General features: G+C 45.5%; 32 protein-coding genes and 1 pseudogene. 21 read left to right on the forward strand and 12 right to left on the reverse strand.

Going from position 1 to position 23457, the window contains the following annotated elements:
* Window positions 1-202 precede the first annotated feature (202 nt).
* From G548_RS0114000 to G548_RS19540, 6 genes are all read left to right on the forward strand, one after another.
* Window positions 203-727, forward strand: a complete 525-nt coding sequence (locus G548_RS0114000) for a hypothetical protein (protein ID WP_022794778.1) — start codon at window positions 203-205, stop codon at window positions 725-727.
* A 263-nt stretch (window positions 728-990) separates the two neighbouring features.
* Window positions 991-1152 carry a hypothetical protein gene (locus tag G548_RS19495; RefSeq protein WP_022794779.1) on the forward strand — a complete coding sequence of 54 codons (162 nt, stop codon included), beginning with the start codon at window positions 991-993 and terminating at the stop codon, window positions 1150-1152.
* Between the two features lie 566 nt (window positions 1153-1718).
* Window positions 1719-2366 carry a helix-turn-helix transcriptional regulator gene (locus G548_RS0114010; protein ID WP_022794780.1) on the forward strand — a complete coding sequence of 216 codons (648 nt, stop codon included), beginning with the start codon at window positions 1719-1721 and terminating at the stop codon, window positions 2364-2366.
* 9 nt (window positions 2367-2375) lie between these two features.
* On the forward strand, window positions 2376-2750 hold the full coding sequence (locus G548_RS0114015; RefSeq protein WP_022794781.1) for a RidA family protein: 375 nt from the start codon (window positions 2376-2378) through the stop codon (window positions 2748-2750).
* A 68-nt stretch (window positions 2751-2818) separates the two neighbouring features.
* A complete protein-coding gene (locus G548_RS0114020) occupies window positions 2819-3922 on the forward strand; it encodes a threonine synthase (RefSeq protein ID WP_022794782.1) in 1104 nt (367 codons plus the stop codon).
* Between the two features lie 39 nt (window positions 3923-3961).
* On the forward strand, window positions 3962-4165 hold the full coding sequence (locus G548_RS19540; RefSeq protein ID WP_022794783.1) for a hypothetical protein: 204 nt from the start codon (window positions 3962-3964) through the stop codon (window positions 4163-4165).
* A gap of 106 nt (window positions 4166-4271) precedes the next feature.
* Here the strand turns inward: G548_RS19540 and G548_RS18320 are convergent, their stop codons facing one another.
* Entirely contained in the window at window positions 4272-5141 is an 870-nt protein-coding gene (locus tag G548_RS18320; protein ID WP_022794784.1) for a LysR family transcriptional regulator, read from the reverse strand.
* Between the two features lie 114 nt (window positions 5142-5255).
* Between G548_RS18320 and G548_RS0114035 the strand changes: the two genes are divergently transcribed.
* Both G548_RS0114035 and G548_RS0114040 read left to right on the forward strand, forming a co-directional pair.
* Entirely contained in the window at window positions 5256-5594 is a 339-nt protein-coding gene (locus tag G548_RS0114035) for a hypothetical protein (RefSeq protein ID WP_022794785.1), read from the forward strand.
* 38 nt (window positions 5595-5632) lie between these two features.
* A complete protein-coding gene (locus tag G548_RS0114040) occupies window positions 5633-6061 on the forward strand; it encodes a DMT family transporter (protein WP_022794786.1) in 429 nt (142 codons plus the stop codon).
* Window positions 6062-6258: 197 nt separating this feature from the next.
* Here G548_RS0114040 and G548_RS18325 read toward each other — a convergent pair whose 3' ends face one another.
* Together G548_RS18325 and G548_RS0114050 are read right to left on the reverse strand one after the other, a co-directional pair.
* Complete coding sequence (locus G548_RS18325; RefSeq protein ID WP_022794787.1) at window positions 6259-7152, reverse strand: diacylglycerol/lipid kinase family protein; 894 nt, start codon at window positions 7150-7152, stop codon at window positions 6259-6261.
* A gap of 72 nt (window positions 7153-7224) precedes the next feature.
* On the reverse strand, window positions 7225-7659 hold the full coding sequence (locus tag G548_RS0114050) for a universal stress protein (RefSeq protein WP_022794788.1): 435 nt from the start codon (window positions 7657-7659) through the stop codon (window positions 7225-7227).
* Between the two features lie 400 nt (window positions 7660-8059).
* Here G548_RS0114050 and G548_RS0114055 point away from each other — a divergent pair, with 400 nt between their 5' ends.
* From G548_RS0114055 to G548_RS19600, 4 genes and pseudogenes are all read left to right on the forward strand, one after another.
* A complete protein-coding gene (locus tag G548_RS0114055; RefSeq protein WP_022794789.1) occupies window positions 8060-8410 on the forward strand; it encodes a helix-turn-helix transcriptional regulator in 351 nt (116 codons plus the stop codon).
* Between the two features lie 217 nt (window positions 8411-8627).
* Window positions 8628-9356, forward strand: a complete 729-nt coding sequence (locus G548_RS0114060) for a Na-translocating system protein MpsC family protein (RefSeq protein ID WP_022794790.1) — start codon at window positions 8628-8630, stop codon at window positions 9354-9356.
* Window positions 9357-9648: 292 nt separating this feature from the next.
* On the forward strand, window positions 9649-9786 hold the full coding sequence (locus tag G548_RS19330; RefSeq protein ID WP_022794791.1) for a hypothetical protein: 138 nt from the start codon (window positions 9649-9651) through the stop codon (window positions 9784-9786).
* A gap of 219 nt (window positions 9787-10005) precedes the next feature.
* Window positions 10006-10767 (forward strand): annotated as a pseudogene (locus G548_RS19600) (SDR family NAD(P)-dependent oxidoreductase).
* Window positions 10768-11115: 348 nt separating this feature from the next.
* On the opposite strand, the gene G548_RS0114075 reads toward G548_RS19600, so the two are convergent.
* Complete coding sequence (locus G548_RS0114075) at window positions 11116-11571, reverse strand: VOC family protein (RefSeq protein ID WP_022794792.1); 456 nt, start codon at window positions 11569-11571, stop codon at window positions 11116-11118.
* Between the two features lie 77 nt (window positions 11572-11648).
* Between G548_RS0114075 and G548_RS0114080 the strand changes: the two genes are divergently transcribed.
* From G548_RS0114080 to G548_RS0114105, 6 genes are all read left to right on the forward strand, one after another.
* Window positions 11649-12557, forward strand: a complete 909-nt coding sequence (locus G548_RS0114080; RefSeq protein WP_022794793.1) for a helix-turn-helix transcriptional regulator — start codon at window positions 11649-11651, stop codon at window positions 12555-12557.
* Between the two features lie 144 nt (window positions 12558-12701).
* A complete protein-coding gene (locus G548_RS0114085) occupies window positions 12702-13556 on the forward strand; it encodes a MurR/RpiR family transcriptional regulator (protein WP_022794794.1) in 855 nt (284 codons plus the stop codon).
* Window positions 13557-13695: 139 nt separating this feature from the next.
* Window positions 13696-14589 carry an N-acetylmuramic acid 6-phosphate etherase gene (murQ, locus tag G548_RS0114090; protein WP_027847438.1) on the forward strand — a complete coding sequence of 298 codons (894 nt, stop codon included), beginning with the start codon at window positions 13696-13698 and terminating at the stop codon, window positions 14587-14589.
* A 23-nt stretch (window positions 14590-14612) separates the two neighbouring features.
* Complete coding sequence (locus G548_RS0114095) at window positions 14613-15971, forward strand: PTS transporter subunit EIIC (protein ID WP_022794796.1); 1359 nt, start codon at window positions 14613-14615, stop codon at window positions 15969-15971.
* Window positions 15972-16033: 62 nt separating this feature from the next.
* Window positions 16034-17098: a MupG family TIM beta-alpha barrel fold protein gene (locus G548_RS0114100; RefSeq protein ID WP_022794797.1), complete on the forward strand. Its 1065-nt coding sequence runs from the start codon at window positions 16034-16036 to the stop codon at window positions 17096-17098.
* 84 nt (window positions 17099-17182) lie between these two features.
* Window positions 17183-17656, forward strand: a complete 474-nt coding sequence (locus tag G548_RS0114105) for a peptide-methionine (S)-S-oxide reductase (protein ID WP_022794798.1) — start codon at window positions 17183-17185, stop codon at window positions 17654-17656.
* A gap of 38 nt (window positions 17657-17694) precedes the next feature.
* Here the strand turns inward: G548_RS0114105 and G548_RS0114110 are convergent, their stop codons facing one another.
* A complete protein-coding gene (locus G548_RS0114110; RefSeq protein ID WP_022794799.1) occupies window positions 17695-18282 on the reverse strand; it encodes a hypothetical protein in 588 nt (195 codons plus the stop codon).
* 293 nt (window positions 18283-18575) lie between these two features.
* Here G548_RS0114110 and G548_RS0114115 point away from each other — a divergent pair, with 293 nt between their 5' ends.
* The gene (locus G548_RS0114115; RefSeq protein ID WP_022794800.1) at window positions 18576-18866 is read left to right on the forward strand and encodes a hypothetical protein; all 291 of its coding nucleotides are present in this window, start codon (window positions 18576-18578) and stop codon (window positions 18864-18866) included.
* A 51-nt stretch (window positions 18867-18917) separates the two neighbouring features.
* Here the strand turns inward: G548_RS0114115 and G548_RS0114120 are convergent, their stop codons facing one another.
* The 5 genes from G548_RS0114120 to G548_RS0114140 are packed head-to-tail and all read right to left on the reverse strand — an operon-like array spanning window position 18918 to window position 20227.
* Window positions 18918-19229 carry a hypothetical protein gene (locus G548_RS0114120; RefSeq protein ID WP_022794801.1) on the reverse strand — a complete coding sequence of 104 codons (312 nt, stop codon included), beginning with the start codon at window positions 19227-19229 and terminating at the stop codon, window positions 18918-18920.
* Entirely contained in the window at window positions 19216-19428 is a 213-nt protein-coding gene (locus tag G548_RS0114125; protein ID WP_022794802.1) for a hypothetical protein, read from the reverse strand. Before G548_RS0114125 ends, G548_RS0114120 begins: the two co-directional genes overlap by 14 nt.
* 25 nt (window positions 19429-19453) lie before the next feature.
* Window positions 19454-19630, reverse strand: a complete 177-nt coding sequence (locus G548_RS19335; protein ID WP_022794803.1) for a hypothetical protein — start codon at window positions 19628-19630, stop codon at window positions 19454-19456.
* Between the two features lie 37 nt (window positions 19631-19667).
* On the reverse strand, window positions 19668-19958 hold the full coding sequence (locus G548_RS0114135; RefSeq protein ID WP_022794804.1) for a hypothetical protein: 291 nt from the start codon (window positions 19956-19958) through the stop codon (window positions 19668-19670).
* Window positions 19955-20227, reverse strand: coding sequence for a hypothetical protein (locus tag G548_RS0114140; RefSeq protein WP_022794805.1), 273 nt, complete (start codon window positions 20225-20227; stop codon window positions 19955-19957). Before G548_RS0114140 ends, G548_RS0114135 begins: the two co-directional genes overlap by 4 nt.
* A gap of 237 nt (window positions 20228-20464) precedes the next feature.
* Between G548_RS0114140 and G548_RS0114145 the strand changes: the two genes are divergently transcribed.
* Together G548_RS0114145 and G548_RS0114150 are read left to right on the forward strand one after the other, a co-directional pair.
* A complete protein-coding gene (locus G548_RS0114145; RefSeq protein ID WP_022794806.1) occupies window positions 20465-20791 on the forward strand; it encodes a PadR family transcriptional regulator in 327 nt (108 codons plus the stop codon).
* Entirely contained in the window at window positions 20792-21463 is a 672-nt protein-coding gene (locus G548_RS0114150; RefSeq protein ID WP_022794807.1) for a hypothetical protein, read from the forward strand.
* 133 nt (window positions 21464-21596) lie between these two features.
* Here G548_RS0114150 and G548_RS0114155 read toward each other — a convergent pair whose 3' ends face one another.
* On the reverse strand, window positions 21597-22529 hold the full coding sequence (locus G548_RS0114155; RefSeq protein ID WP_022794808.1) for an ABC transporter permease: 933 nt from the start codon (window positions 22527-22529) through the stop codon (window positions 21597-21599).
* Window positions 22530-22531: 2 nt separating this feature from the next.
* Window positions 22532-23455 carry an ABC transporter ATP-binding protein gene (locus G548_RS0114160; RefSeq protein WP_022794809.1) on the reverse strand — a complete coding sequence of 308 codons (924 nt, stop codon included), beginning with the start codon at window positions 23453-23455 and terminating at the stop codon, window positions 22532-22534.
* Window positions 23456-23457: the final 2 nt, after the last annotated feature.

Below are 23457 nucleotides of genomic sequence, written 5' to 3' on the forward strand. Positions count from 1 at the left end.
GACCCGCAAAGCCATCGGTTGGATGATATTGTCGATGATTTCCAATATTTAAATCCATGACCAACATTTGTTTTCAAAACTGCAACATTAGAGTAAGGACGATAAATAATAAAAATTTTTACTTTTATACCAATTTATGGTTTTCATTTCCTTTCTTTTTCGTTATACTGAAGCAACATTTTTCGAAAAGGGGGGGGAGCGTATGAAGATGCTCACTACCACAATTTCCAGTCTCTTACTTGCATCCGTGGTTTCGGTGACCTTGGAAACACCAGCCGAAGCCGCCCATGTAGCCGTTGTTGGCGGCGCCAGTCTGAAACAACCATCGATGCAAGAAACAACCACCAACGGCGAACACGCCCTGCGTACCGAAAGCTATATTTCGGTAGATCAACGGCGGCCATGTGGCACCTCCGAGTGCCGCGCGATTTTTCAGCAATACCATGACCGTATGAATGAGATTTTTAACCGAACCGGCCATGTCCTTACGTTTGATGCATTTGAACAGTCTCTTGTCTACCATTTGCCGAATGGCGATTATTATATCGTTTCCAATTACACGAATGAAGTGAATGGCAGCTATCGCCACATCGAAGTCATTTTGCACCAGAGTCTTGATTATGTCCAGGACATGTATATCGAAACAGACGCCGCTTCTTCATACGACTCTCCAATGGTCCTCGGAGACAACCGGTGGGCGAGAAACACCGGGGAGGGCGAAGAATAATCACTTATACAGAAAAAAGGCCGTCTACCTGTAAAAAATGGAGTCGGCCTTTCTGTTTTATTTTTGCTTTGTTTCTTTCTCAATTTTTAACATAGTTGGGGCATTTTGTTGAAAGGCATAGGAAATGAACAACTCTTCTATTATAAAAATCACGAACAATGCGATACCAAAGCTCTTACCCTCAAATGATGCAAAGCACTCAAATGTAATACTTAAACATTTAAAGCGTTTCTGAATTTATCATGATAACTAGGAGCACATGAATGATGAAAACATTGGGTATTTTTGCAGGACTTACTATTGCATCTATCATTATAGGCTTAAGCTTTCGAATTCTTAGAATTTTGTTTATAGTAATGTCGTTAATATTATTGCTTCCTGGAAGCTCTGACATTATTGCTGAGCTTTTAAAATGGAATACATAAGTTTCAAATTTGCTGAAAGTGTCTAAAAGTTTATTAGGCATGGTATATTCCGATATAAACGAACTTTCAGATGGAAAACGCCCCGTTTTTGATTATAAAAACGGGGCGTTTATTGCACTGACCAAAAGCTTGAGGGTTTTAGACGGAGTAAGAAATGTTTTGGTGATATTTTTATTTCCTATAGACGTTTTCTATTGATTAAAGCTTATTTTTTCGTAGATAGTGAAAGTGAACGACTTGTTTAAAGAAATTTTCTTCATTCATCCCCCTGCATGTTTTATGTTCAATATCCCCAAATCCTCTTTAATTTCCTGAAACCACAGGCAAATGACGCCTCTCGAAAATAACAGAAAAATGAAGACACACTCCTATTTGCATTCATATAATATTTTATATATAATTTGTTTTATGAACAGCGTAATTCATAGCATATAAAAACATTTGTAAAAATAAATTCCTGTAAATTCTTTAAAAGCAGTGTTATAACATTTGTGATCATTTTTATTTGTTGAAAATTTAAATATAAAATTTTATACATTTTGATTTATGTTAGGAGGAAAAACGACATGACCGAGACCCAGCAACAATTAGAAGGGTATATTCCCCTGGCCCGTTCCACCGCTGCCATGTTTGGTTCTCATTGCGAAGTGGTGCTTCATGATTTAACAAATCCACAGAGCTCCGTCTTTTTTACGGTTAATAATCATGTGACCGGCCGCGAAGTGGGCCAGTCTTTTGATCATCTGGTCCAGACCGTGCTGCGTTCCAAAGATTTCAAACATGATTACCTGGCGGGATACACCTTTTATACGTCCGACAACCGCATGATCCGGGCATCAACCACCCTCATTCGCGATGCGGAGCAACAAGTGATTGGAGCTTTCTGTGTAAACATGGACGTGGAGCCGCTGCAGCAGATGCAGCAATGGGTCCGTGAATTTGTGCCCGTGGCGGAAAATTCTGGGGATGAGCAGGCATCGCCGGCAGAAATGGAAAACGTGGAAGAGATCGTGGAAGGATTGATTCAACAGATCATTCAAAACAACGCGCGGCCGAACATGAAGCGCCAGGAAAAAATTGAGTTGCTTCAATTCATGGAGGAGAAAGGTATTTTTTCCATGAAAGGATCGATCGATAAAGTGGCGGAACTGCTGGCAGTATCCAGGGTAACCATCTACAGCTATCTGGATGAAATCAAAAAACAATCAAGCTAAGGAGAACCTATGAAAATCATACGAGAAGCAGGAAACTTAAAAGCCAATGGCCACTATGCCCTGGCGACAGTACATCAGGGAACCGTGTACGTTTCGGGGCAATTTTCCTTTAACCCGCAGACGGGAGAAAAACAATTTGGGACCATCGAAGAAGAAGCTCATCAGGCCCTGACCAATTTGCAAACCATTGTCGAAGCAGCCGGAAGCACGAAAGAACAGATCGTTCGCATGACGCTCTATATTTCCGACGTAGAGAAGTGGAGCAGGGTTAACGCCGTTTATCAGGATTTCTTCGGGGAGCATACTCCTGCTCGCACGGTCGTGCCAACGCGGGACCTGCATTTCGGTTTTCAAATTGAAGTGGACGGGATCGCCTATATTTAATGTGGTTGATGGAAAAATAGAAAATGACTGCTTTGTGCAGGCATGGATGGAAAAGGATGAATGAATGAGTGGAACAGTTTATTTGTAACCATTGCGGCACTACGTATGAGGTAACGCTAACGCGCTGGAGGTGCGACTGCGGCGGTGTCCTGAACATCGACAAACCGATGCCGGTGATTGATCCGGCCGCCTGGAACCACTACCCGAATTCCCTGTGGCGTTATGTGGAAACCATGCCCTTAAGCAGCGACGCGACTATGTGGGAGGCGGTCACCATGGGAGAAGGGCAGTCGCCTCTTATCGTGCTGGCTCCGGCCGAACCCGAAACGTACGTGAAGGTGGATTATATGATGCCTACGCTCTCTTTTAAGGACCGGGGTGCCGTCGTGTTGATGGCCAAGGCCAGAGAACTGGGGGCTTCCAAAGTGATTGCCGACAGCAGCGGCAATGCAGGGACGGCGATTGCGGCCTATGCGGCACGCTGCGGTATCTCATGTGATATTTATTTGGGAGCGGGCACCTCCCCGAAAAAAGTAGCCCAGGTCCAGGCACACGGGGCAAACATCCAGGAAGTGAACGGCACCCGGGAGGACGTAGCCGCTGCGGCCCAACAGGCGGTCACCGACGAAGGAGCTTTTTATGCCAGCCACGTGTACAATCCGTATTTTTATGAAGGAACGAAAACCTATGCGTATGAAATTTATGAGCAGCTGGGCAAGGCCCCGGACACGGTGATCGTTCCGGTGGGAAATGGCACCCTCCTGTTAGGCGTATATGCCGGGTTTCAGGAATTGCTAGCCAACCAGCTAATTACACACATGCCGAAGATCGTGGCGGTGCAGGCAGAGCAGTGTGCGCCGCTTGTCGAAGCCTACCGCCATGGCTGGAAAACGGCCGCCCCCGTCCAAAATCAGGGGACCCTGGCTGAAGGCATCGCTATTGCCGCGCCGGCAAGATCCCAGCAAATCCTGGAAGCTGTACGCCAAACCAACGGCACGTTTATGACGATTACGGAAGACGAAATCGGAGAAGCCCGGGACATTCTCAGTGGCAACGGCTTTTATGTGGAAGTCACCTCGGCGGTCAACTACGCGGCCTATGCCAAATATGCCAAGGCTCCTGGCGAAACTATGGTAATACCGCTTTGCGGGGCGGGCATTAAGTCCAAGTAATCAACCCATTGTCCATTATGAATCGTAGGAGGAGAGCCAATGACAAACCAACCCACCATTAAAATCATCGCCACCGGCGGCACGATCGCCGGGGCGGGTTCCTCCCAAACCATGACCACCGGGTACCAGCCTGGAGCGTTGGCCATCGAAGACTTATTAAACGAAAGCGATCAAATGACATTAGCATTTGTGCGCTTCTTTCATACGGGTGAAAGTGATAAGAGACCTAATGCATTCCAATAATCGTCATTAGGTTAAGAAAACATTAATTTAACGAAAAAAGAGAGAAGCCTTTACATTAGAAATGCTTTTCTCTTTTTTAATCTTATTAAAGTGAGTTTCATCAGAACTAAGAATGCAGTGATGCATATATGATGTCCTGAAAAGCCTGAAACGAGCGGTGCTGTTCGCTTGCCGGGGAATAGATAAAGGAAATATCCACCCGGGCATGGGCCGGTGGCACCGGCGCGCATGCGATATAATCATCCTGAAACGAACGAACGTATCGCTCCGACAGCAGGGCGATTCCCATTCCGGCCCGAACATGTCCCAATAATGATTCGAGGTTCGAAAAGGTGATCACCTGTTTCGGAATGATGCCTTCCTGATGAATCATCTGCAACAGGCGTTCCCGGAACATGCACCCTGGTTCGAGCACAAGAACGGTCTGCTGATGCGCGTCCTGGAGACTCTCGATCGGGAGCACCAGCGGGTTGGAAACGAGAGTGAGGGTTTCTGTGGAAAATACGTGCTGATGGAGAGCAGGGTGACGCACAGGGCCGGTGACAAATGCCCCCTGGCATTCATGCTGCAGTACCTGCTGGACCAATTCCTCCGTAATGCCGTAGCGCAGGGTCAAATCGATGGAGGGAAGGGCCTGATGGAGCGATGACATTAACGCCGGCAGGTGGGTTGCCGCCATGGAATTGATGGATCCGAGCACCAGTGGCTCATAGGGCAGCGATGAATGGGAAACTGTACCCTGCAGATGCTCCCACGAGGCAAGCATATCTTCCACGCAGCTAAGCACATAGGTTCCTTGCGGAGTGAGGGTGAGGCCTCTGGAATGCCGGTGGAAAAGAGGGACGCCCAGTTCATGCTCCAGTCGCTTTAAATGTCCGGTCACATTCGATTGCACATAGTTCCATTTGTTCGCCACCCGGGAAATGTTTTGCTCATGCGCCAGGGCACGAAACAGCTGTAGGGTCTGAATATTCATTTCTCGCCTCCGGGTATCTGTTTTTATGATAGCTTCTATATTATTTTATCATTATTCATGATCTATTGGGTGATGTATCGTAGAACCTATCATAGGAAAAGGGAGCGAAGGAGCATGCATCAGGAGGAACGAACGTGCTGGATTCTTGCCGGGTTTCTGGGAGCGGGGATCGGCATCTGCTGGCCGTGGCTGTGGCAGGCAACGCAGAAATTTCCAGGCTGGACAGCGGTAGGAATGACGGCAGGTGGCGGAGAGATCGTAATGCCCGTCTGTTCCTTTATCCTGGCGGCTCTGGCATTTGGCCGGCGGTCTCTGGCTGCACCCTGGGCCGCAGGAGTCGCGGTTCTTGGCACATTATATTTAACCGTGTTATGGGTGATGCCGGGGGCGTTAAGCTGGACGGGATATGTGCTGTATCAGCAACGCAGCAGGCTAAAAGGCGAGAAACGATAGAAAGCTGAACCATATAAAATTAAAGGGGGAGAAGTAGCATGGCCTGGTTGTTAATAGTATTATGTTTTATCGGAGGGGCGGCGCTTGCGTTTCAGGCCGGCGTGAACGGAGAAATCGGGAGCAGGATGGGGAGTTTGGAGGCGGCCTTTATCGCTTATTTTGTTGGGACGGTTTGCTTATTTGTGAGTACGCTGGTGCAGGGGAGTCTCTCATTTTCGCTTTCCTCCTTCTCGTTGTGGAAATGGACCGTGGGGGCGCTGGGCGCTTTTTATATTGTCTGTATCATCCTGGCCGTTCCCAGGATCGGGGCATCGGCGGCAATTACCGCCGGGGTTGCCGGACAACTGCTGCTCGGAATGCTTCTGGATCATTTTGGTGCCTTTGGAACGCCGGAAATTCCAGTGGATGCCTCGCGTTTAGCAGCGGTGGGATTGATTGGAGTGGCGCTTTATCTGTTTTATCATTGAAGAAAAATTTATCCTCGCTAATTGTTTCAACGAAAGTAGTACATAAAAAGGCCCCGAAGCGTTGGACGCTCGGGGTTACATAAGCTTATGCGTTAGATAGCATAAAGGGGCGTATATACTGGATAAATATATACATTTTGGTGATTCCTTCCATTTCATAAAGTCAAACATGGTTTTGCAATAAATTATGAATATTTTTATTGATCGTCCGGGGGGACAAACATACGAAGTTCATGTGGCAGGACGGCAGCGCTAAAAGGAAGCGGGCGTCCTTCGTCTCCGTCAATATTGACGATATGCTTCTCATCGGTATGTGCGTGCAGCTTGGTGGTGGTGAAGTATTCAATGTCCTGGTGATGAGAAAGATTTCCCTGAAGGAGCTCCGGGATCATCTGGGCAACATTGGTTATCCCGAGCTGCTTAACAATAAATACGTGGAAACACCCATCGTGGATCTCTGCCTGTGGGGCCAGGGATTCGATGCCTCCTACAGAGTTGGTTAAAGCGACGAGAGCAAGATAAACATCCCCCTCCCAGACTCCCTCATCGTGCGTGAGCGTCAGGGAAAACGGTGTATGGTTTCGGAAGGCCTTGGTGCCTTCCATCACATAGGCGAACGGCCCCCACATGGATTTTTGCTCAGGGCTTACGTTATACACAGCTTCTGCGATGGCACCGATGGCCAGAACGTTCATGAAATACGTTTGGTCGATACGTCCAATATCGACAGGAACGATGTGCTGATGTCGAAGCACCTGTACAGCCTCAGCTGGATCTAAGGGCAGCTGGAGGGCACGGGCAAAATCGTTGACCGTACCGAGCGGAAGAAAGCCAAAAGCTGGCTGATAGGACTGTTCGGCAAGGCCGTTGATGCATTCGTTAATGGTGCCGTCTCCGCCTAAAGACACGAGGGCATCAAATTCCTGTTCGCATGCATGCTGGGCCAGGTCTCTGGCGTCTCCAGCCTGTTTAGTGTAGCGAATCGTAACGCTGGAATACAATTCCTGTAATACCTTGATGGCAGAAGCTTCATAGGACATTGCTTCTTCTTTGCCGGAAGACGGGTTGATGATGAGCATGGCGTTTGACATTAAAAGCTCCTTTTTCATAAAAATAGCGAAGCGGCTCTTTGGGAACGCCCGTAGACAAACTTCGTTCCTGGATTACGTTGAAATAACTTTTACGTTGCAGTCAACCTTTTTTCGTACGCTTTTGGCTGTATTACCAAGTAACGCCCGGTCGATTTTGGAAGCTCCTGATTCCCCGAGAACAACTAGATCTGTTTCGTATCTGGCACAAAGTTTTCCGATGTCCCGTTTTGGCAGACCGGGTTCCATTACGGTTTCCACGTGAGGAACGCCCTGTTCGACGGCCCAATCTTTGGAGCGCTGAAGCTGGGAGGAGGCCTGATCCTGAAGCCGGCGGAAGCCGTTCGGATCCATGCGCTCGAAGGAGGTGTAACCTTTGGTATCCATCATAAAGGCAATAAGTAACGTTGCCTGGTGCTCCTGTGCTAATTGCACAGCCTGTGCAAGCGGGTCGTGTGAGGTGGCTTCGAGAGTTTCAACCCCGACTAGTATACGGTGAAATTGTTCCATAGCTGGTCTTCCTTTCTGTTATAAACATTCGTGCGCACTATATTTCATAAGGAAATAGAAGAAATGAAAATGGTTTCATAAAACAATAAAAAACCAGAAAAAGAGAAAGTACTCTTTTTCTGGCTGATGGCCTAGCTTTAACATCTATCCATTGCTGCCGCATATGAGGGGGGAGGACTGGTTCCTCTATAGAAGAACCATAATCCGTTCTCGAATGATTTACCCGGTAAGTGAAGCGGTAAAACATGGGAGGGCACTAATCGTTGTTAAACTTATTTCTTAATGAGTACTTAAGAGAGGCATCCTAAGGGTGATTTTTCGTACTTAAGATGATATACTAACCGAAACATATGTTCTTTTTTTAAAGTCACGGTTATGAATAAAAGAAGGGGGCCGACCAATGCCACAACAGCTTTATGATTCCCGATGCGACCAGCCCCTGGTTGCTATGTTTATGCAGTATGTCGATGACAATATTCAGCACCGGCTCACGGTGCCCCGGTTGGCCGAAGCGCTGGAAACTAGGCCTTACATATTATCACGGATAGTAAATACTTCGCTCGGGCAAACGATTCCCGGTTACATTCGAAAGCGGCGTATGGAAGTCGCTGCCCGTCTGCTGATCGAAACTGATTATTCTATTCGTGCAATTGCCAAAAGGCTTTGTTTTAACGGCCAGGATTACTTTACGGCCCAATTTCGCATTCACCAGGGCCTGCCTCCCAGTGCGTACCGACATGCCTATCAATAAGGAGGCTGTGGCACATCCTGGAATGATTTGAAAAATATTAAAGAAAAAAGGTTTCGCCCATGGACAAGCGGGAATGAATTTACCATGTCTCCATCCTAATAGCGGTCGCAATACGAGGACATTAAGCGCCTGTCGTACAAGCCGAAGAGCGTCTGTAAGTACCATGCAGACATCTTCGGCTTTTTTTGTGATGGATAAAAAGAAAGGAGCGTGTCTTATGCTGCCTAGCGATATTCAGCAACGGTCCCATCAAAATCAGGAAAAGGAACTCGGAAGCTACATGAGCCGGGTGTTACGCGAACACTTTGGCCGAGGCCCGGAATCCGTCTACGTCAGCCTGGATCCACATAGTGTCGTTATTCACATCCGGCGGTTTTTGGCGCCGATGGAGGAAGTGCTTTTGGAGCAGCGGGGTAAGGAAGCAATTGAAGAATTGCGGGAAACCATGATGGCTAACATGCTGCCGGAAATGACTCACGCGATTGAGCAATTGACCGGAGAAGAAAACTGGAGCTTCTTTGTGGATTGGAATATCTCTAATCGTTCGGGCATGGTGACGGCTCTGCACGAGCCCTCGTTCGAGCACCAGCCGTCCCTGTCTGAATCTCCATATCAAGCCAGTCTTCGGGAAGGCGTTCGCAATGTCAGCCAGCGTACGGAGAAAGAACCCGGGACGGTCCTTGCCCATCAAATTAATGATCGCACTCTGGTTGTGGTCCGTACGGACGTACTAATTATGATCGAAAAGGAATTAATACGCACCGGGTACCGAAAGTCACTCAAGACGGTGAAACGCCAGCTGGAAAAGCGGCTATTGTATGAGGAGCAGTTCAGTCAGCGGCTGGGCGTCGGTATTCGCGACATTTTTGTCGACTGGGATTTTGACAAGGATAACAGCGTAGTCGTGCTACTGACAGACCCACTGCCACGTCCGGAAGAAGAATAACGGGAAAAAGTCGCCTCTTCGCTATGTATGAAGTAGAGTGCTAGAGGAGTTTTATTCCTGCCGGATAGTGCAGAGCGATCAAAACGTGGAGGATCTGTTGAAATAATGGCTAAATCAAAATGCCGAAGCCTGAAAGGGTTTCGGTATTTTTAAAAACGAGCAATCAAAAAATGTGCGTGAAAGAGCGTCTTTGCTATATTTGTTTCTGATTTTTCCGGCGAAAGAAGAGGTTTATCTACTTCCGTAAAGCAGGTAAAGAGGTACTATCAATCACGAGAGGAGATACTCTATCATGAATAAAGCACACTTACTCACAGAAAAATTGGCGCTGCAGGAAGACTATAACCAGGGTAAGGTGTCCTACGATGATTTTCAACAACGGCTGCAGGAGATCCAGGAGCTGTTAAAGCAGGAAAATCCTAAAAAATGATAGATAGGAATGAGGCTCAATAAAACATTTTTTATATTCTTCCTTTAAATAATATTTTTCGCTAAGGATTGGCGCGTCTTCCGCGCGCTACTCCGACTGCGTCTTAAGAATTTTCAGAGGAGGGTCATTGTTTAGGATAATACGTGTAGTTTTTAGCAGAGGGTGTATCAGAAAAACAAACAAGGAGTAAATAACATGTCCAATGAACGTCCATTTACTATGATCACGGGAGCCTCCTCAGGCTTAGGGCTGGAGCTTGCAAAATTATTCGCTCACGATGGATACGACATTGCGGTCTCGGGCTCGAGTGAGCGTATTTTTGAAGCAGCGGAGACTATTAGAAGCTACGGGGTGGAAGCATATCCCCACCAGGCAGATGCATCGACGTACGAAGGTGTGGAAGCTTTTTGGGAGTTTGTAAAAAGTAAGAACAGAGGGCTGGATGCGGCTGTTTTAAATGTCGGTGTCAGCATCGGCGGCTCCTTCTTAGAAAATGATTTACAGGAAGAGCTGCGGTTAATAGATATTAATATTTCTGGGACGGTGCATATGGCGAAGCGTGTCGTTTAGGATATGGTTCCAAATAAAAAGGGAGATATCCTTATCGTTTCGTCTTTATCTGCGACATTGCCGACACCTTACGAAACAGTATATGGCCCGTCAAAGGCATTTGGATTTATGTTTGCCGAATCCTTAAGAGAGGAGTTAAGAGACGCCGGTGTCAATGTAACAGCTATGCTCCCTGGTGCTACAAATACGGATTTTCACCACAATGCCGGCATGGATTCTACTTACTTTGGCGATGAAAGAAACAAAAATGATAAAGAATTAGTAGCGCAGCAGGGATATGACGCTTTAAAAAATAAATGGGATCACGTAGTTTGTGGCGATGAAGCTACAAAGAAAGCAGCAGAAGACAATAGAACCACGCCTGAAGAGGTTAAAGCAGCGGAGCATGCGAAAAAAGCAAAGCCTCAGTAAATTCCAAAAACCCAAATGATTGTTTATGCCGGGCCCGGGAAAGACTCCGGGTTCGGTTTTTAGAGTGACCCCATAGTATGATACAGGAAGAACCCCCCTAACGTCGTATGTAGTAGTAACGATAATACGGATGCTCCTTACCACTTCTATTATCTTCGGAAAAGTCGATTCGTACATTTATTATTACAATTACATACGACCATTTACCAAATGAAACGACCACAGTCCGGTAGAATTCCGGACAATGGCCGCATAGTTGTTTTTTCTTGACTCATTTCGTTGGGTCAGTGCAACGATCTATTGATAGTTTCTTTAATTATCTTAGAGACTCCTAATAATGAATAAAATTTAATTCACAAAGCTATTTAGAAATTTACTGGCCTCACTATTAAATTTCCACATCACGCCAAACTTATCAATTACAATCCCGAAACTGGAGGACCATGGAGTGGACGATAATGGCATAAGCACCGTACCGTCTTCAGAGAGCGCTCTAAAAATTGGTTCGTTTACCTCTGGTTCAGCATCGATAATACTGATAAGAAGGGAATTTCCCCTCGTAATTATCCCCGTTATGGCTTGCATGCTGGGTGGGACATCAGAGAGCATTAAAGTATTTCCCCGGAATTCAATGCGTGATTCCATAATCATGTTTTGTTCTTTATCTGTGAAGGGGGCACCGGGGTTCTGACCAAAAGCGTTAAATCTCACTTTTTTAATGCTCGTTGCCTGTAATGCTTGTTCGTAAAACGTTAGCGCTTCTTCTGCCTGACCATCAAATTGTAAATAAGCTACTGTTTTCATCTTTTATTTCCTCCTTTTTATACCCTAAGTATAATAGGGCATAGATGACATCATTGTGTCGTATATAGGAGGAATATATGAAAAAAATTGAACGCTTGATCTCCATCGTTATGATATTGCTGCAAAAGGAAATCGTCCCGGCTTCAGAATTAAGTCGTTTGTTTAATGTTTCCAGGCGAACGATTCAGCGTGATGTGGAAGCACTGGGTTACGCAAATGTTCCTATTTATGCCGTATACGGCGCCGGTGGCGGTTATGCGCTGATGAATGAATATAAGCTGGATAAACGTTTAGTAAGCAGCCGGGACCTGGAAAATATACTTATCTCGCTAGGGGGTTATGATCAATTGATCACAAACCCCGAAATTCAAATGACGATTCAAAAAATTAAATCCATGACCGGCTCAGAAATTTCCCCGAAGCTTGATTTAAGCTTTTACAACTGGACGGGAAGAAGTGAAATGAAAGAAGAAATTGCATTTATTAATCAAGCAATTGAAAACCACTGGTTAATAAAGTTTGAATATGTAAATCAAGCAGGAGAGAGAACCTCCCGGATGGTCGAGCCCTACAGGTTACATTTAATTGAGATGCATTGGTACCTCTTTGGTTACAGTCTTGAACGCCAGGACTATCGAATGTTTAAAGTGACGAGAATGCTCAGCAGCCAAAAAGTAGGTTCATTTACCCCGAGGCCGAAAAAAGAGTTTAAAAAAGAAAAAAAGCATTTGGAACCACAAAATTTGGTTACTGTCCAGCTATTACTTGACGTGGCTGTTAGAGACCAATTTATCGAAAGATACGGAAAAAGTTCAGTGAGAGAAGTTACCACAGACAGTTATCATGCCAGAATTGACTTGCCAGATAACAAGTTTGCTTATCAATTTCTAGCCGGCTTTGGAAACAAGGTAAAAATTTTAAAGCCTGAGAGTTTTATTGTAAATTTCATAAATTTTTTAGAGGAAACCATTGGATTGTATAAATAAAAGATTAACACACACCGGAAAAATGCTTTGCTATGGTAAGCTCTGCAATAGTACCAGTGAGCATCACCAGCTTCTTAATATTTATTTGCTAATAATACTTTAGTGTCTTCATAATAGAAGCATACATAAAAGGGGGACTATACTATGGAAACGCGCTTAGTGGCTAAAATTCGGGCCGAATATAATAGCTTCAGTAAAGCTGAAAGGAAAATAGCGGATTATGTGCTTACTTATGCAGAATTCGTACCTACGATGACTACTAAGCAGCTGGCTGCTCAGGCGAATGCGAGTGAAGCAAGTATCGTCCGTTTCTGCAAGCGTATAGGCATGGAAAGCTTTCGCATGCTTAAAGTTGCTCTTGCCCAGGAGCTGTCTCAAATGGATGCTTCCATTAATAGTTTGTCTCTTCTTGAAAGCAGTGATAATCCTCACAGTTTATTTCAAAAAGTAACGTCTTTAAACCGGGCTTCGCTTGATATGATGACAAAAACAGTCAATCATCAATCATTTGAAGAAGCTGTCCAGTTGATCTCCCGGGCAAAGACTGTTGGCTTATTTGGTGTTGGCGGTTCCTTCACTCCGGCGGTGGACGGCCAGTATAAATTTATGCGACTCGGGCTTCATGCCTCCGCCTCATCTGATTATCATTATATGGTTCCATTTATTACAATGATGAAGAAAAACGATGTTTTAATTTGTTTTAGCACTTCCGGTTATACAAAGGAGGTTATTGATACGGCCAGCTATGCTAAGAAAAAGAATCTAACAGTTATCAGCATCACTAAATACGCCAATTCACCATTGGTCAAGCATTCTGACTACGTTCTGGCGATTCCAGATATTGAACAGGCAGAACGAATTGGAAGCATTGCTTCACGCACCAGCCAGTTGAATTATATAGATGCTTTGTATGTAGCTGTTTTTCATCTCATTGGCGAAGAACTGGTAGAAGCATTCGAACAGGCAAGAGAGACGACAGAAGAGCATCGGAAACTATAATTATACGCTATATGGATCCGCTCTTTTTTCGTGTCTTCTTTAAAATTAAATTTCATTTATTTTAATATAATATTGATTTTAAATTTCAAAATAATTATAATTTAATTGTAAGCGTTTTCTAAAAAGATAGCGAGGGATGATAGTGAATAAACTTAAAACAGAAACACGGCACCCGGATACATATGAACTCGACAATTTAAGCATTAGAGAAATACTTCAAATTATGAACCACGAGGACAAAATTGTGCCGAATGTGGTCGAAAGCATTCTTCCTTTAATTGAGCCTCTAGTAGAGAAAGCAGAAGCCTCTATCCGCCAGGAAGGTCGTCTGATTTACGTAGGCGCTGGCACAAGCGGACGCCTTGCCATTCTGGATGCTGCCGAATGCCCTCCTACATTCGGCACTAAACCGGAAATGGTGCAGGGGATCATTGCTGGTGGCAGAGAGGCTTTACTTACTGCAGTGGAGGGAGCAGAGGACTCTGAAAGCCTAGGTGCTTCTGACCTCAAAGAAATTCATCTCACATCCCGGGACATCGTTATTGGGCTGGCTGCAAGCGGCCGCACTCCTTATGTAGCCGGGGCTCTTAGCTACGCAAGAAAAATCGGGGCCGTAACGGGAAGCATTTCCTGTAATCAGGATGCCCCCATCAGTGCACTTGCCGATTATCCCGTGGAAGCTGTAACGGGACCTGAAATACTGACTGGTTCTACTCGATTAAAAGCCGGCACCGCCCAAAAGAACATATTGAACATGATATCTACCGTAACAATGATCAGGCTTGGCAAAGTGTACGAAAATTTCATGGTAGATGTACAGGCAACGAATCAAAAACTGACCCATCGTTCGGTGGATATGGTACAGGATATAACCGGAGTAGACGAGCAAAAAGCCGCTTCCGTATTTGAAGCCTCCGGCCGGCATGTAAAAACAGCAATTGTTATGATTCTGGCTGACACTACTTCTTCTGGAGCAGCAGCACTTCTTGAACAAAACCACGGGAGAGTCCGGGAGGCCATTATTAACAAATAACTGCATAAAAAGGAGTGTTCCTGATGAAAAAAGAACAACAAATTGCTGAAGATGTTCTTCAACCCCTTGGCGGCAGTGAAAATATCGTTTCTTTATATAACTGTATGACGCGGGTTCGTCTGAACGTACGTGATCCGGAAAAGGTCGATATCGCTCAGTTGAAAAAAGTGGAAAACGTTATGGGAGTCGTGCAGGAGGAGACGATTCAGATTGTCGTTGGTCCCGGGACAGCAGGCAAAGTGGCTGCTGAATTAGAAAAAATAACAAATCTTTCAGCCGGAAGTGTCCAGGGAGACGACCATACAGCAGAAGATGTTAAAGCAGGGATTAAACAACGCCAGCATACTCCGATCCGGAATTTTTTAAAACGTATCGGCAATATTTTTATTCCATTAATTCCTGCACTGATCGCTTCTGGTTTAATTAATGGAGCAGCTAACTTCGCACAAAATGCCGGGGTTGATCCGGAAACAACCTGGCTGCAGATTCTACTTGTCATCGGCGGCGGAATTTTTACATACCTTGGTATTCTGGTAGGCTGGAATACCGCAAAGGAATTTGGCGGGACTCCGGCTCTTGGCGCTGTGGCCGGTATCTTAATTATCAATCCCGCCCTTGCCGATATTACACTGTTCGGCGAAGCCCTTGTGCCCGGGCAGGGCGGGATCTTTGCAGTTATCCTGGCAGCCTGGGCGATGGCCTTTGTTGAACGTACTATCCGAAAATTTATTCCAGGTACACTTGATTTGATTTTCACTCCGTTTTTTACCGTGTTAATTGTAGGCGTCGCTACTATTATTCTATTACAGCCGCTCGGAGGATTCATTTCCACTGGAATTACTGCTGCTATCAATTTTGTACTAAATATTGGCGGGGCAGTAGCTGGAGCTGCCCTTGCTGGTTTCTTTCTGCCGCTTGTCATGGTAGGGATGCACCACGGACTGACGCCTATACATTTAGATTTTATTGACAGCATGGGAGCTACACCGCTTCTTACGATTCTGGCGATGGCCGGAGCCGGCCAGGTTGGTGCTGCAATAGCCGTTTTCGTAAAAACAAAGAACCAACAGCTTCGTAATACGGTAAAAGGGGCGCTGCCGGTCGGATTTCTCGGAATCGGAGAACCTTTACTCTACGGCGTGACTCTGCCGCTTGGACGTCCGTTTGTAACCGCTTGTCTGGGGGCCGCTGTAGGGGGCGCTTTTCAGGCAGTAATAGGCACAGCATCGACCGGGATCGGGGTTTCAGGCTTATCGTTGATTCCACTTATCGACGGCCAATATGTAATGTACTTTTTAGGTCTTCTAGTAGCCTACTTTTTTGGCTTTTTATTCACATATCTTTTTGGTTACAACGAAAAAATGGCTGAAAATATTCAATAAGAAAGAAAGGAAGCTTCTTTTCAGCTTCCTTTTTACATATTACTTAGAAGGAAGGGAAATCCATGAAAGGGTTTAGCGTTTATCTTACTGAAGACTTGGAAGAAAATTCCTCTTATTTAGCACGTATGAAAAATAGCGGTTTTTCTTTTGTCTTTACTTCACTTCATATACCCGAAGATAACATCTCCTCATATCAAAACCAGCTTCAAGCCCTCGCCCGACAGACAGCATCGCTTGGACTCAAGTTGTTTGCAGACATATCTCCAGCATCCTTTCAATTGCTGGATATGACAGAGGCAGATGGAAAAAAGCTTCAGGAGTGGGGTCTTACCGGCGTGAGGGTGGATTATGGCATTGACGCCCCCGGAATTGCCTCGCTTGCCAAACATGTCAATGTACTATTAAACGCTAGTACAATAACTGAATCCATGCTCAAGGATTTGAAAGCCTGCGGTGTGAATTTCTCCTCCTTAGCGGCTTGGCACAACTTTTATCCCCGGCCTGAAACCGGACTCGACCGGAATTATATCACCCAGAAGAATAAATGGCTGCAATCAGAAAGCATTCGCGTATGCGCCTTTGTACCAGGAGATAAAAAACCCCGGGGACCTTTACATCAATTTTTGCCCACCCTCGAGGAGCACCGCGAAGCAGCTCCGTTTGCAGCGGCGCTTGATTTATGGCGCACATGTGCTGTTAATGATATATGTATTGGGGACAGCATGCTTTCCTCCGAAGAAGCGTTCCTTTTTAAAATTTATGAAGAAACGAACGAAGTATCCCTCCGTTCTTCATTATTCGTAAAAAACACCAGCGCCGCAGACATATTTGGCATGCAGCACTGGCAGCGGCCAGATCCGGCAAGAGATGTAATACGCTCGGAACCATCCCGCTCTTACGCTGCGCAAAAGCAGATTCAAATACTGCCATCTTATGTGCCGGAACCCCGACCTGCCGGAACGATTACTGTTGATAATAACAAATATGGCAGGTACCAGGGAGAGCTTCAAATAACGAAGAAAGACCTGCCGGCTCATCCGAATGTTAATGTTATTGGCCGTGTAAACTCGGGAGCTCATTTACTTTTATCATTGCTTGAACCTGGCGAGCCTTTTAAACTTGTGTAAAAACAGTTAATATAAGTCTTAATTTATTCATACATAGAAGGAAGCACACTGGACTACTGTTTTTACACAAAAAGGAGCGGTCATATGGAGACAGTCTATCTTGCCGGCGGCTGTTTATGGGGCGTGCAGGCGTTTATCAAAACGCTGCCTGGCGTGGAATTTACAGAGGCGGGCAGAGCAAATGGAAGCAGTTATACGCTGGACGGTGGCTATGATGGCTACGCCGAATGCGTGAAAACGGGATTTGATCCTGCAGTAATATCAATCAGAGAGTTGATGGAATATTTATTTGAAATCATTGATCCGTACAGCTTGAATCAGCAGGGGGAGGACATAGGAGAGAAATACAGAACCGGCGTGTACAGCGAAAAGCCGGAGCATTTAACAGAAGCGGAGGCGTTTTTCAGGGAGAGAGCAGATTACGACCGTATCATGGTGGAGGTGCTGCCTCTGACAAACTACATTAAAAGCGCCGAGGAGCACCAGGACCGACTGGATAAGCACCCCGGCGATTATTGTCACATTCCGAAAGGGTTGTTACGTAAATATAGTGGGTGAAGCTCTTGCTCTGATGGCGTCCGGGCCGATGGGGGAATCTAGAACGCTGCGTAAAAGCCTCCCAGAAACAAAACTGTGACGACAGCAGCTATCACGGTAAAGCATACGTACGTGAAAGCGATCGTTAAGGCTTTTGGCCTGCTGGTATTTGCCGCAACCTGGATCGTGCCGACGGCAACGACAAATATCCAAATAAAAGAAAGCCATTCGAGCACTCTGTAAACAAACGTAAATAATGACGGAGTACTTCCCTGCGCAATAAATGTCAGCAATCCAATAAGCGCTACCGGCAGTAAAAAAAGGGAAGGAATAATAGTTAAAATATTGACCCAAAAAGCTTTTTGATAGGAGAGGGGACGATCATTAATGCTGCCCGCCCCTTTCAAAATCACGGGTAATATAAAAACAGAAATCCCTAAAAACAGGGTCTCCAATACTATGAGCCAGGAATTGTGGGAAATAATCGGAGATTGATTAGTAGCGGGAAAAATATAATTCGTAATAAACGTATGTAAAAGACTGGTTCCGAGGATAATGGATGCTACTAGTAAAAGCGGGTAATGGTTTGTTAGAAAAGCAAATTGCTTCCTGGGTTGAAAAGGAAGCTGAAGAATGGAAGTAAACATAGAAGCCCTCCTGATCTTATGCAAAATAATATAAAAGATATAAGGCAGACCTCCATCAGCCCGGCGTATAATATCATCTTTTTATGTAAATTAATTACATTTAAAACGATAATATACATATATTAAAGTCGCAACCCTTTATTAATAGGGGTTAAAAATTTATTCAAGCAGGATTTTTTTATTTGATGATTTGGGTGGATTTCATTACTGGATAAATTTGTTAAATTGAATCTTTGGAAGGGTTTTGAATTTTTTTGGCGTGCGCGAATAATTACAAAGAAAGAAGGACATCTATGCTGGCTGCAAAGGAGAAAGAGGAGAAAAAGACAGTACTGAAGCCAGCAAGTCCCGGAGCCAAAACAGCTTTGATCTACGGGATGTTGTTTGTTGCTCTCATGCTGGTGACGGGAAAAACGATTACGACAGATAATCTTGGTCTGCCTGCTGTAGCTCTATTTTTAGTTGTAAATGTCTGCGATTATATTGAACGTAAAAGCCGTAAGCATTTCCAACAGGTAATTGTCGTAGGGTCCTTTCTTTTAGCCGTAGCTTCTGCTGTGTGTATGACTTTTTGGATTGTTTAATGACAAATGATAGTGACGGCAATATGAAAATGACTTTCGAAGGCCATTTTTTTAAGGGTTATTGTTAATGCCAAATAACAGCCCCATGATAAGAGGCACCAGTACAATATATAAAATAATTGTAGAAGGAATGAAAATCCCTAAGTATTTCTTTATCCCGGGCTCTTTGTTAACTATGGCCGCAATACTGCTCAATACGCCAATAAGGATAAAAACAGCAGCTGAAATTACTAATATGTTGATCACAAATAGAGTGAAGCCCTGTGGTATATCTGGAGCAATAACATAGGTGAGGCCAAGAAATGCAATACCGAGCAAACTTGTCACTACAGACCAATAACTATACGGCTTATGAAATATCATTTTTTCCTTCTTTCCGTTTGAGCTGATGGGCAACCCAGATGTAAATGCCGGAGCCCATGGAAGCGGATATCGCTGAAGACACAGGCACATCGATATAGTGAGCACCGGTTAGTATCAGCAGGCTTAATACGATAGCTGTGAGGCCGTGAATAATGAGCCAAATCATCAGTATATATTTTAACACTTTGAGCATTTTCATCGTGACTGCTCCTTATAGACAATTTTCATGAATTCTTTTTGCTGAAGACGGCATAAGCGGTTGCCATCGTAAGAAAAGCAACAATAGCATTGCTGGATATCTGGAGTAACGAGGGCAGATCGGGAAGCAGAACGTCCAGGAAAAATAAAACAATAATCGTTAAAACGCCTGAGAATATCCCTATTTTCCAGGCGAAATTCATGTCTATGTCCTCCTTATTGGCAAATATTCAAATCTTGTCAGGCAATATAACGCTGGATCATCTGCACATCGTATATTAAAGCGAATATCAGAAGTGCAAAACATCCAACGCTAATGTAAAAGTTCTGATGATCTTTTTTGGCATGAAACTGGTACAGCAGGTACAGCCACACAGAAAAAGGAATCAGAGGAATGGATGCCATGCCAATGGTAATAAAAAATTGATTGATGCTGCTGAAAATGCCGAGAGTAAACAGGGATACCAAGCCCAGGCCGTACACCAAAAACATGCCGGATATCAGCAGCATGGCAAAATTCCATTTCTTCATTGAAGAACCTCCAATATTTTTGACCCTGAAGCGAACAGCAGGCTTATTCCAAGGGCTGTGCATACCCATAAAGCCAGACGCAGATCCCAGCGTCCGAGGTGTAGATGCCCTGCATAACTGACCGTCCATATGGCGCTGAAGGAAAAGAAGAAAAGAAACGTCGAAGGGTGAAGGTCAGCTGTAAAGCCCGTTCCAAATAAACCAAACCCAATTAATCCGCATACGAAAAACAGCAGAACAAAATACAATATATGAACAGCAGTACGCATAGCTTCCCTCCTAAACCCGACGTTAGTAATTATTTCCATTTTTGAACATAAGAAACGAAAATACAAGGCTTTTAATGATTAAAGTCATTGTTGTTTTTTGACTGAAGGTGTATTAAGGTAAAACTATATTGTTATACAAGATAGCGGAGGAATACTTATTTTAACCCGTTCTGGCGGCAATATGGCCGGCGGGTATTTAATTAAATAACTAGCATGTATTGCAAGGCAGGTGACCAGATGAATGAGCGAAGCCAGCTGTTGAAGGGCATTTTGGAAGGATGTATTTTAGCTATTATTTCCCGGGAGACCGTCTACGGCTACGAGCTAGCGGTCAAGCTGCAGCAGCAGGGAATCGACGTTAAGGAAGGGTCCATTTATCCGCTGCTCCTGCGGCTGCAGAAGGAAAAGCTGATTCACGGGGAAATGAAGGCTTCAGGCAGTGGACCGAACCGGAAATACTATACGCTGACCCCGGCGGGAGAAGCTTCGCTGAAGGCGTTCCGGGAAAACTGGAAGGCCTTGAAGCAGCCCGTTGATCAATTACTGGACGAGGAGGATTCATAGGTGAGTACGTTGGTGGAGGAAAACAACGAAAAGCGAAACCAATTAAATAAAGAAAACAAGAAGATATATGAAGATATGATGGTGTATATCCGCCTTTCATTTAATAAAAGTGACCAGGAGACCGAAGAGGTGCTGATGGAGCTGCTGGATCATCTTCTCGTTTTGCAGGCAGAGGGTGGAGACAGTTCGGAGCTGTTTGGATCCGATCCAAGGCAGTATGCGGAGGATATTGTCGGCGAGCTTCCTCATACAGTGCCCAAAGAAATGATGGCGTTATTTGTAATGGGCATTTGTTATTTTTTAGGTGTATATATGCTGTCTACTGGATTGATACGAAAGATTCTTTTATATGGTTTTCAGCAGATGGAGCCAACGAAATTGTACAGCCTGGGTACGACTGCAATAATTATTATCCTTGGGAGCATCACAATATCGGTCGTGGGCTATAGTGTGTTTCGTTATATCAAGTGGTCTTGTTTCCGGGATATTTCGAAAATAAAGGAATTTCTGGCGACAGGTTTTATATTCGGTATCGTGCCGGGTACTGTATTTTTTGCAATGTATTTCTGGCTGCCTCCGATGGGGCCGATGTTAACCGTGCCTGTATATTGGCTGGGGATAACAGGAGCGGTGTTTCTATTGGTGGCTGAAATATTGCGGAGGAAAGATTAAGAAAGAAGGGTCATCCTTGAAGAAAGAGGAGACCCTTCTGTTTTTATGAACAAAACCAAATTTGGAGAAACGGCTTCAAAGTGGATTTTTATAGGATATCGTTTTCTTCCAGGGGTGAAATCAGGGCTTTGTATCAGATTGCCACGTCTCTTTGGGTGAAGCTGACTAGTGCTGCTACTACAAACAATATGGTATAGCAGCTTAAGACCATAATTGAAAACCACGGGCTGACATCAACGAGCTGGCGAACATTATCACTGATAAATACCGTAAGATCATTGTTGGCAAACAGGCTGTAGGACGCGAGTGTTTCATTGAGCTGCGCCAGTAAAGCGGTGGCGGTGGTGCCGAAAAACATGCTGAACACACTGATGCCAATAGCCATGGCATTGCTGCGAAACAGGGAGGCTATCATCACAGCAAAAAGCGTCATGATGGCTGTTTGGATGAAGCCAAGACCAAATATGCTGAGCATATGAACCGCCACATTCCGCTCCAGCAGGTCTTCGCTGCTGTAAAGGTAAGGGGCGCCGAGCGGAGAGAAGCCAAACACCAGGCCGCCTGTAAGGTATACGAGAGCGAGAGTGAACATAGTGAGAAGCGCTGCAAACGTCATCCCGGAAAGGTATTTGCCCAAGAGCAGCTTCCATCTCGCGACCGGCCGGATAAACAACAGCTTCACCGAGCCCGTCTGGAACTCGCCGGCGACCAGCGTTGATGTAACGATAATGGAAAACAGGGTAATGAACGAGACCATTAACGTCATTTGGTCCATATAATTCCACTGCCCATAGGCAGTGAGAGGAGGGATGTTTTCCTGCAGGCGGTATTCATATTCAGCAGCGAGCTCCGGTGTTAAGGAGGCGGCTGTCTGCTCTCCGCCTTCCTCGTATTGGGCAAGTGCCTGTTCATAATCAGCACGCCACTGCGACTCTTCTTCCACTCCGTTCCATTTCCCGAGCAGAGCGGCTCCGATGATCATCAGCGTAACCAGGCCTACAATGACCCAGGTGCTCGTTTTATGCATCCATTTCATATTTTCATTTTTCCAGATAGCTGTAAGCATACTCAAGCACCCCCGTTGGTTACTTTTAAAAACTGGTCTTCGAGCGAATGATGGTGGACGGAGACTTCGTATATACGGATGCCATGCTCGACTAGTGTCGCTACGCATTGAGGCACATCGTCGGGCGAAAGAGACACCCGGACAGAGGAAGCGTCCATCACAGCCGTCTGCTCCTGTGTAAATGGTTTTAGCGCCGTAGACGCCTCGCGGGGCTGATCGGTGACAATGGTGACAACCTGTTTTTGACGGTCTCCCTGTACAAAGGACTGGACCGGCTGCACATCCACCAGGTGCCCCTGGTGAATAATGCCGATACGGTCGCACATCTGCTCCATATCCGATAGCTGGTGGCTGGAGATGAATACTGCCATTTGCTCCTGCTCCGCGAGCTGGCGCAGGTAATGCCGGAGCTCCCGGATACCCGCCGGATCCAGGCCGTTTGTCGGTTCATCCAATATTAGCAGCTTTGGCTGGTGGAGCAGGGCCTGCGCAAGCCCGAGACGCTGCTTCATGCCGAGGGAATAGGTCTTTAATTTCCGTTTCAGGGCGTAGGCGATACCTGTCCGTTCAGCAGCATCCCAGATGTTGTTTGCTGAAGCATTGCCGGCAAGCCGGGCGTAGTGCTTCAGGTTTTGTTCCCCGGTTAAAAAGTCATACATTTCAGGGCTTTCGATAATCCCTCCGACGCTCGAAATGGCGGTTAAAAAATTGCTCCGCACATTTTCGCCAGCGATGTAAACATCGCCCTCTGTCGCCTTCACAAGACCAAGGATCATGCGGATAGTGGTGGTTTTGCCCGCACCATTCGGGCCAATAAAGCCAAACACTTCCCCGGCGTGCACCTGTAAATCCAGGGGGTGGACGACGGTGGTTTTTTGAATGGACTTGGTGAGCCCCTCTAACTGCAAAACAGGATGCTGGTTCATGA

Source organism: Marinococcus halotolerans DSM 16375 (assembly GCF_000420725.1).
GTDB lineage: Bacteria > Bacillota > Bacilli > Bacillales > Marinococcaceae > Marinococcus > Marinococcus halotolerans.

What these genes read in the sequence shown, in the direction of transcription:
- G548_RS0114000 (WP_022794778.1), top strand. Translation starts at nt 203, where the DNA reads ATGAAGATGCTCACTACCACAATTTCCAGTCTCTTACTTGCATCCGTG.
- G548_RS19495 (WP_022794779.1), top strand. Translation starts at nt 991, where the DNA reads ATGATGAAAACATTGGGTATTTTTGCAGGACTTACTATTGCATCTATC.
- G548_RS0114010 (WP_022794780.1), top strand. Translation starts at nt 1,719, where the DNA reads ATGACCGAGACCCAGCAACAATTAGAAGGGTATATTCCCCTGGCCCGT.
- G548_RS0114015 (WP_022794781.1), top strand. Translation starts at nt 2,376, where the DNA reads ATGAAAATCATACGAGAAGCAGGAAACTTAAAAGCCAATGGCCACTAT.
- G548_RS19540 (WP_022794783.1), top strand. Translation starts at nt 3,962, where the DNA reads ATGACAAACCAACCCACCATTAAAATCATCGCCACCGGCGGCACGATC.
- G548_RS18320 (WP_022794784.1), bottom strand. Translation starts at nt 5,141, where the DNA reads ATGAATATTCAGACCCTACAGCTGTTTCGTGCCCTGGCGCATGAGCAA.
- G548_RS0114035 (WP_022794785.1), top strand. Translation starts at nt 5,256, where the DNA reads ATGCATCAGGAGGAACGAACGTGCTGGATTCTTGCCGGGTTTCTGGGA.
- G548_RS0114040 (WP_022794786.1), top strand. Translation starts at nt 5,633, where the DNA reads ATGGCCTGGTTGTTAATAGTATTATGTTTTATCGGAGGGGCGGCGCTT.
- G548_RS18325 (WP_022794787.1), bottom strand. Translation starts at nt 7,152, where the DNA reads ATGTCAAACGCCATGCTCATCATCAACCCGTCTTCCGGCAAAGAAGAA.
- G548_RS0114050 (WP_022794788.1), bottom strand. Translation starts at nt 7,659, where the DNA reads ATGGAACAATTTCACCGTATACTAGTCGGGGTTGAAACTCTCGAAGCC.
- G548_RS0114055 (WP_022794789.1), top strand. Translation starts at nt 8,060, where the DNA reads ATGCCACAACAGCTTTATGATTCCCGATGCGACCAGCCCCTGGTTGCT.
- G548_RS0114060 (WP_022794790.1), top strand. Translation starts at nt 8,628, where the DNA reads ATGCTGCCTAGCGATATTCAGCAACGGTCCCATCAAAATCAGGAAAAG.
- G548_RS19330 (WP_022794791.1), top strand. Translation starts at nt 9,649, where the DNA reads ATGAATAAAGCACACTTACTCACAGAAAAATTGGCGCTGCAGGAAGAC.
- G548_RS0114075 (WP_022794792.1), bottom strand. Translation starts at nt 11,571, where the DNA reads ATGAAAACAGTAGCTTATTTACAATTTGATGGTCAGGCAGAAGAAGCG.
- G548_RS0114080 (WP_022794793.1), top strand. Translation starts at nt 11,649, where the DNA reads ATGAAAAAAATTGAACGCTTGATCTCCATCGTTATGATATTGCTGCAA.
- G548_RS0114085 (WP_022794794.1), top strand. Translation starts at nt 12,702, where the DNA reads ATGGAAACGCGCTTAGTGGCTAAAATTCGGGCCGAATATAATAGCTTC.
- G548_RS0114095 (WP_022794796.1), top strand. Translation starts at nt 14,613, where the DNA reads ATGAAAAAAGAACAACAAATTGCTGAAGATGTTCTTCAACCCCTTGGC.
- G548_RS0114100 (WP_022794797.1), top strand. Translation starts at nt 16,034, where the DNA reads ATGAAAGGGTTTAGCGTTTATCTTACTGAAGACTTGGAAGAAAATTCC.
- G548_RS0114105 (WP_022794798.1), top strand. Translation starts at nt 17,183, where the DNA reads ATGGAGACAGTCTATCTTGCCGGCGGCTGTTTATGGGGCGTGCAGGCG.
- G548_RS0114110 (WP_022794799.1), bottom strand. Translation starts at nt 18,282, where the DNA reads ATGTTTACTTCCATTCTTCAGCTTCCTTTTCAACCCAGGAAGCAATTT.
- G548_RS0114115 (WP_022794800.1), top strand. Translation starts at nt 18,576, where the DNA reads ATGCTGGCTGCAAAGGAGAAAGAGGAGAAAAAGACAGTACTGAAGCCA.
- G548_RS0114120 (WP_022794801.1), bottom strand. Translation starts at nt 19,229, where the DNA reads ATGATATTTCATAAGCCGTATAGTTATTGGTCTGTAGTGACAAGTTTG.
- G548_RS0114125 (WP_022794802.1), bottom strand. Translation starts at nt 19,428, where the DNA reads ATGAAAATGCTCAAAGTGTTAAAATATATACTGATGATTTGGCTCATT.
- G548_RS19335 (WP_022794803.1), bottom strand. Translation starts at nt 19,630, where the DNA reads ATGAATTTCGCCTGGAAAATAGGGATATTCTCAGGCGTTTTAACGATT.
- G548_RS0114135 (WP_022794804.1), bottom strand. Translation starts at nt 19,958, where the DNA reads ATGAAGAAATGGAATTTTGCCATGCTGCTGATATCCGGCATGTTTTTG.
- G548_RS0114140 (WP_022794805.1), bottom strand. Translation starts at nt 20,227, where the DNA reads ATGCGTACTGCTGTTCATATATTGTATTTTGTTCTGCTGTTTTTCGTA.
- G548_RS0114145 (WP_022794806.1), top strand. Translation starts at nt 20,465, where the DNA reads ATGAATGAGCGAAGCCAGCTGTTGAAGGGCATTTTGGAAGGATGTATT.
- G548_RS0114155 (WP_022794808.1), bottom strand. Translation starts at nt 22,529, where the DNA reads ATGCTTACAGCTATCTGGAAAAATGAAAATATGAAATGGATGCATAAA.
- G548_RS0114160 (WP_022794809.1), bottom strand. Translation starts at nt 23,455, where the DNA reads ATGAACCAGCATCCTGTTTTGCAGTTAGAGGGGCTCACCAAGTCCATT.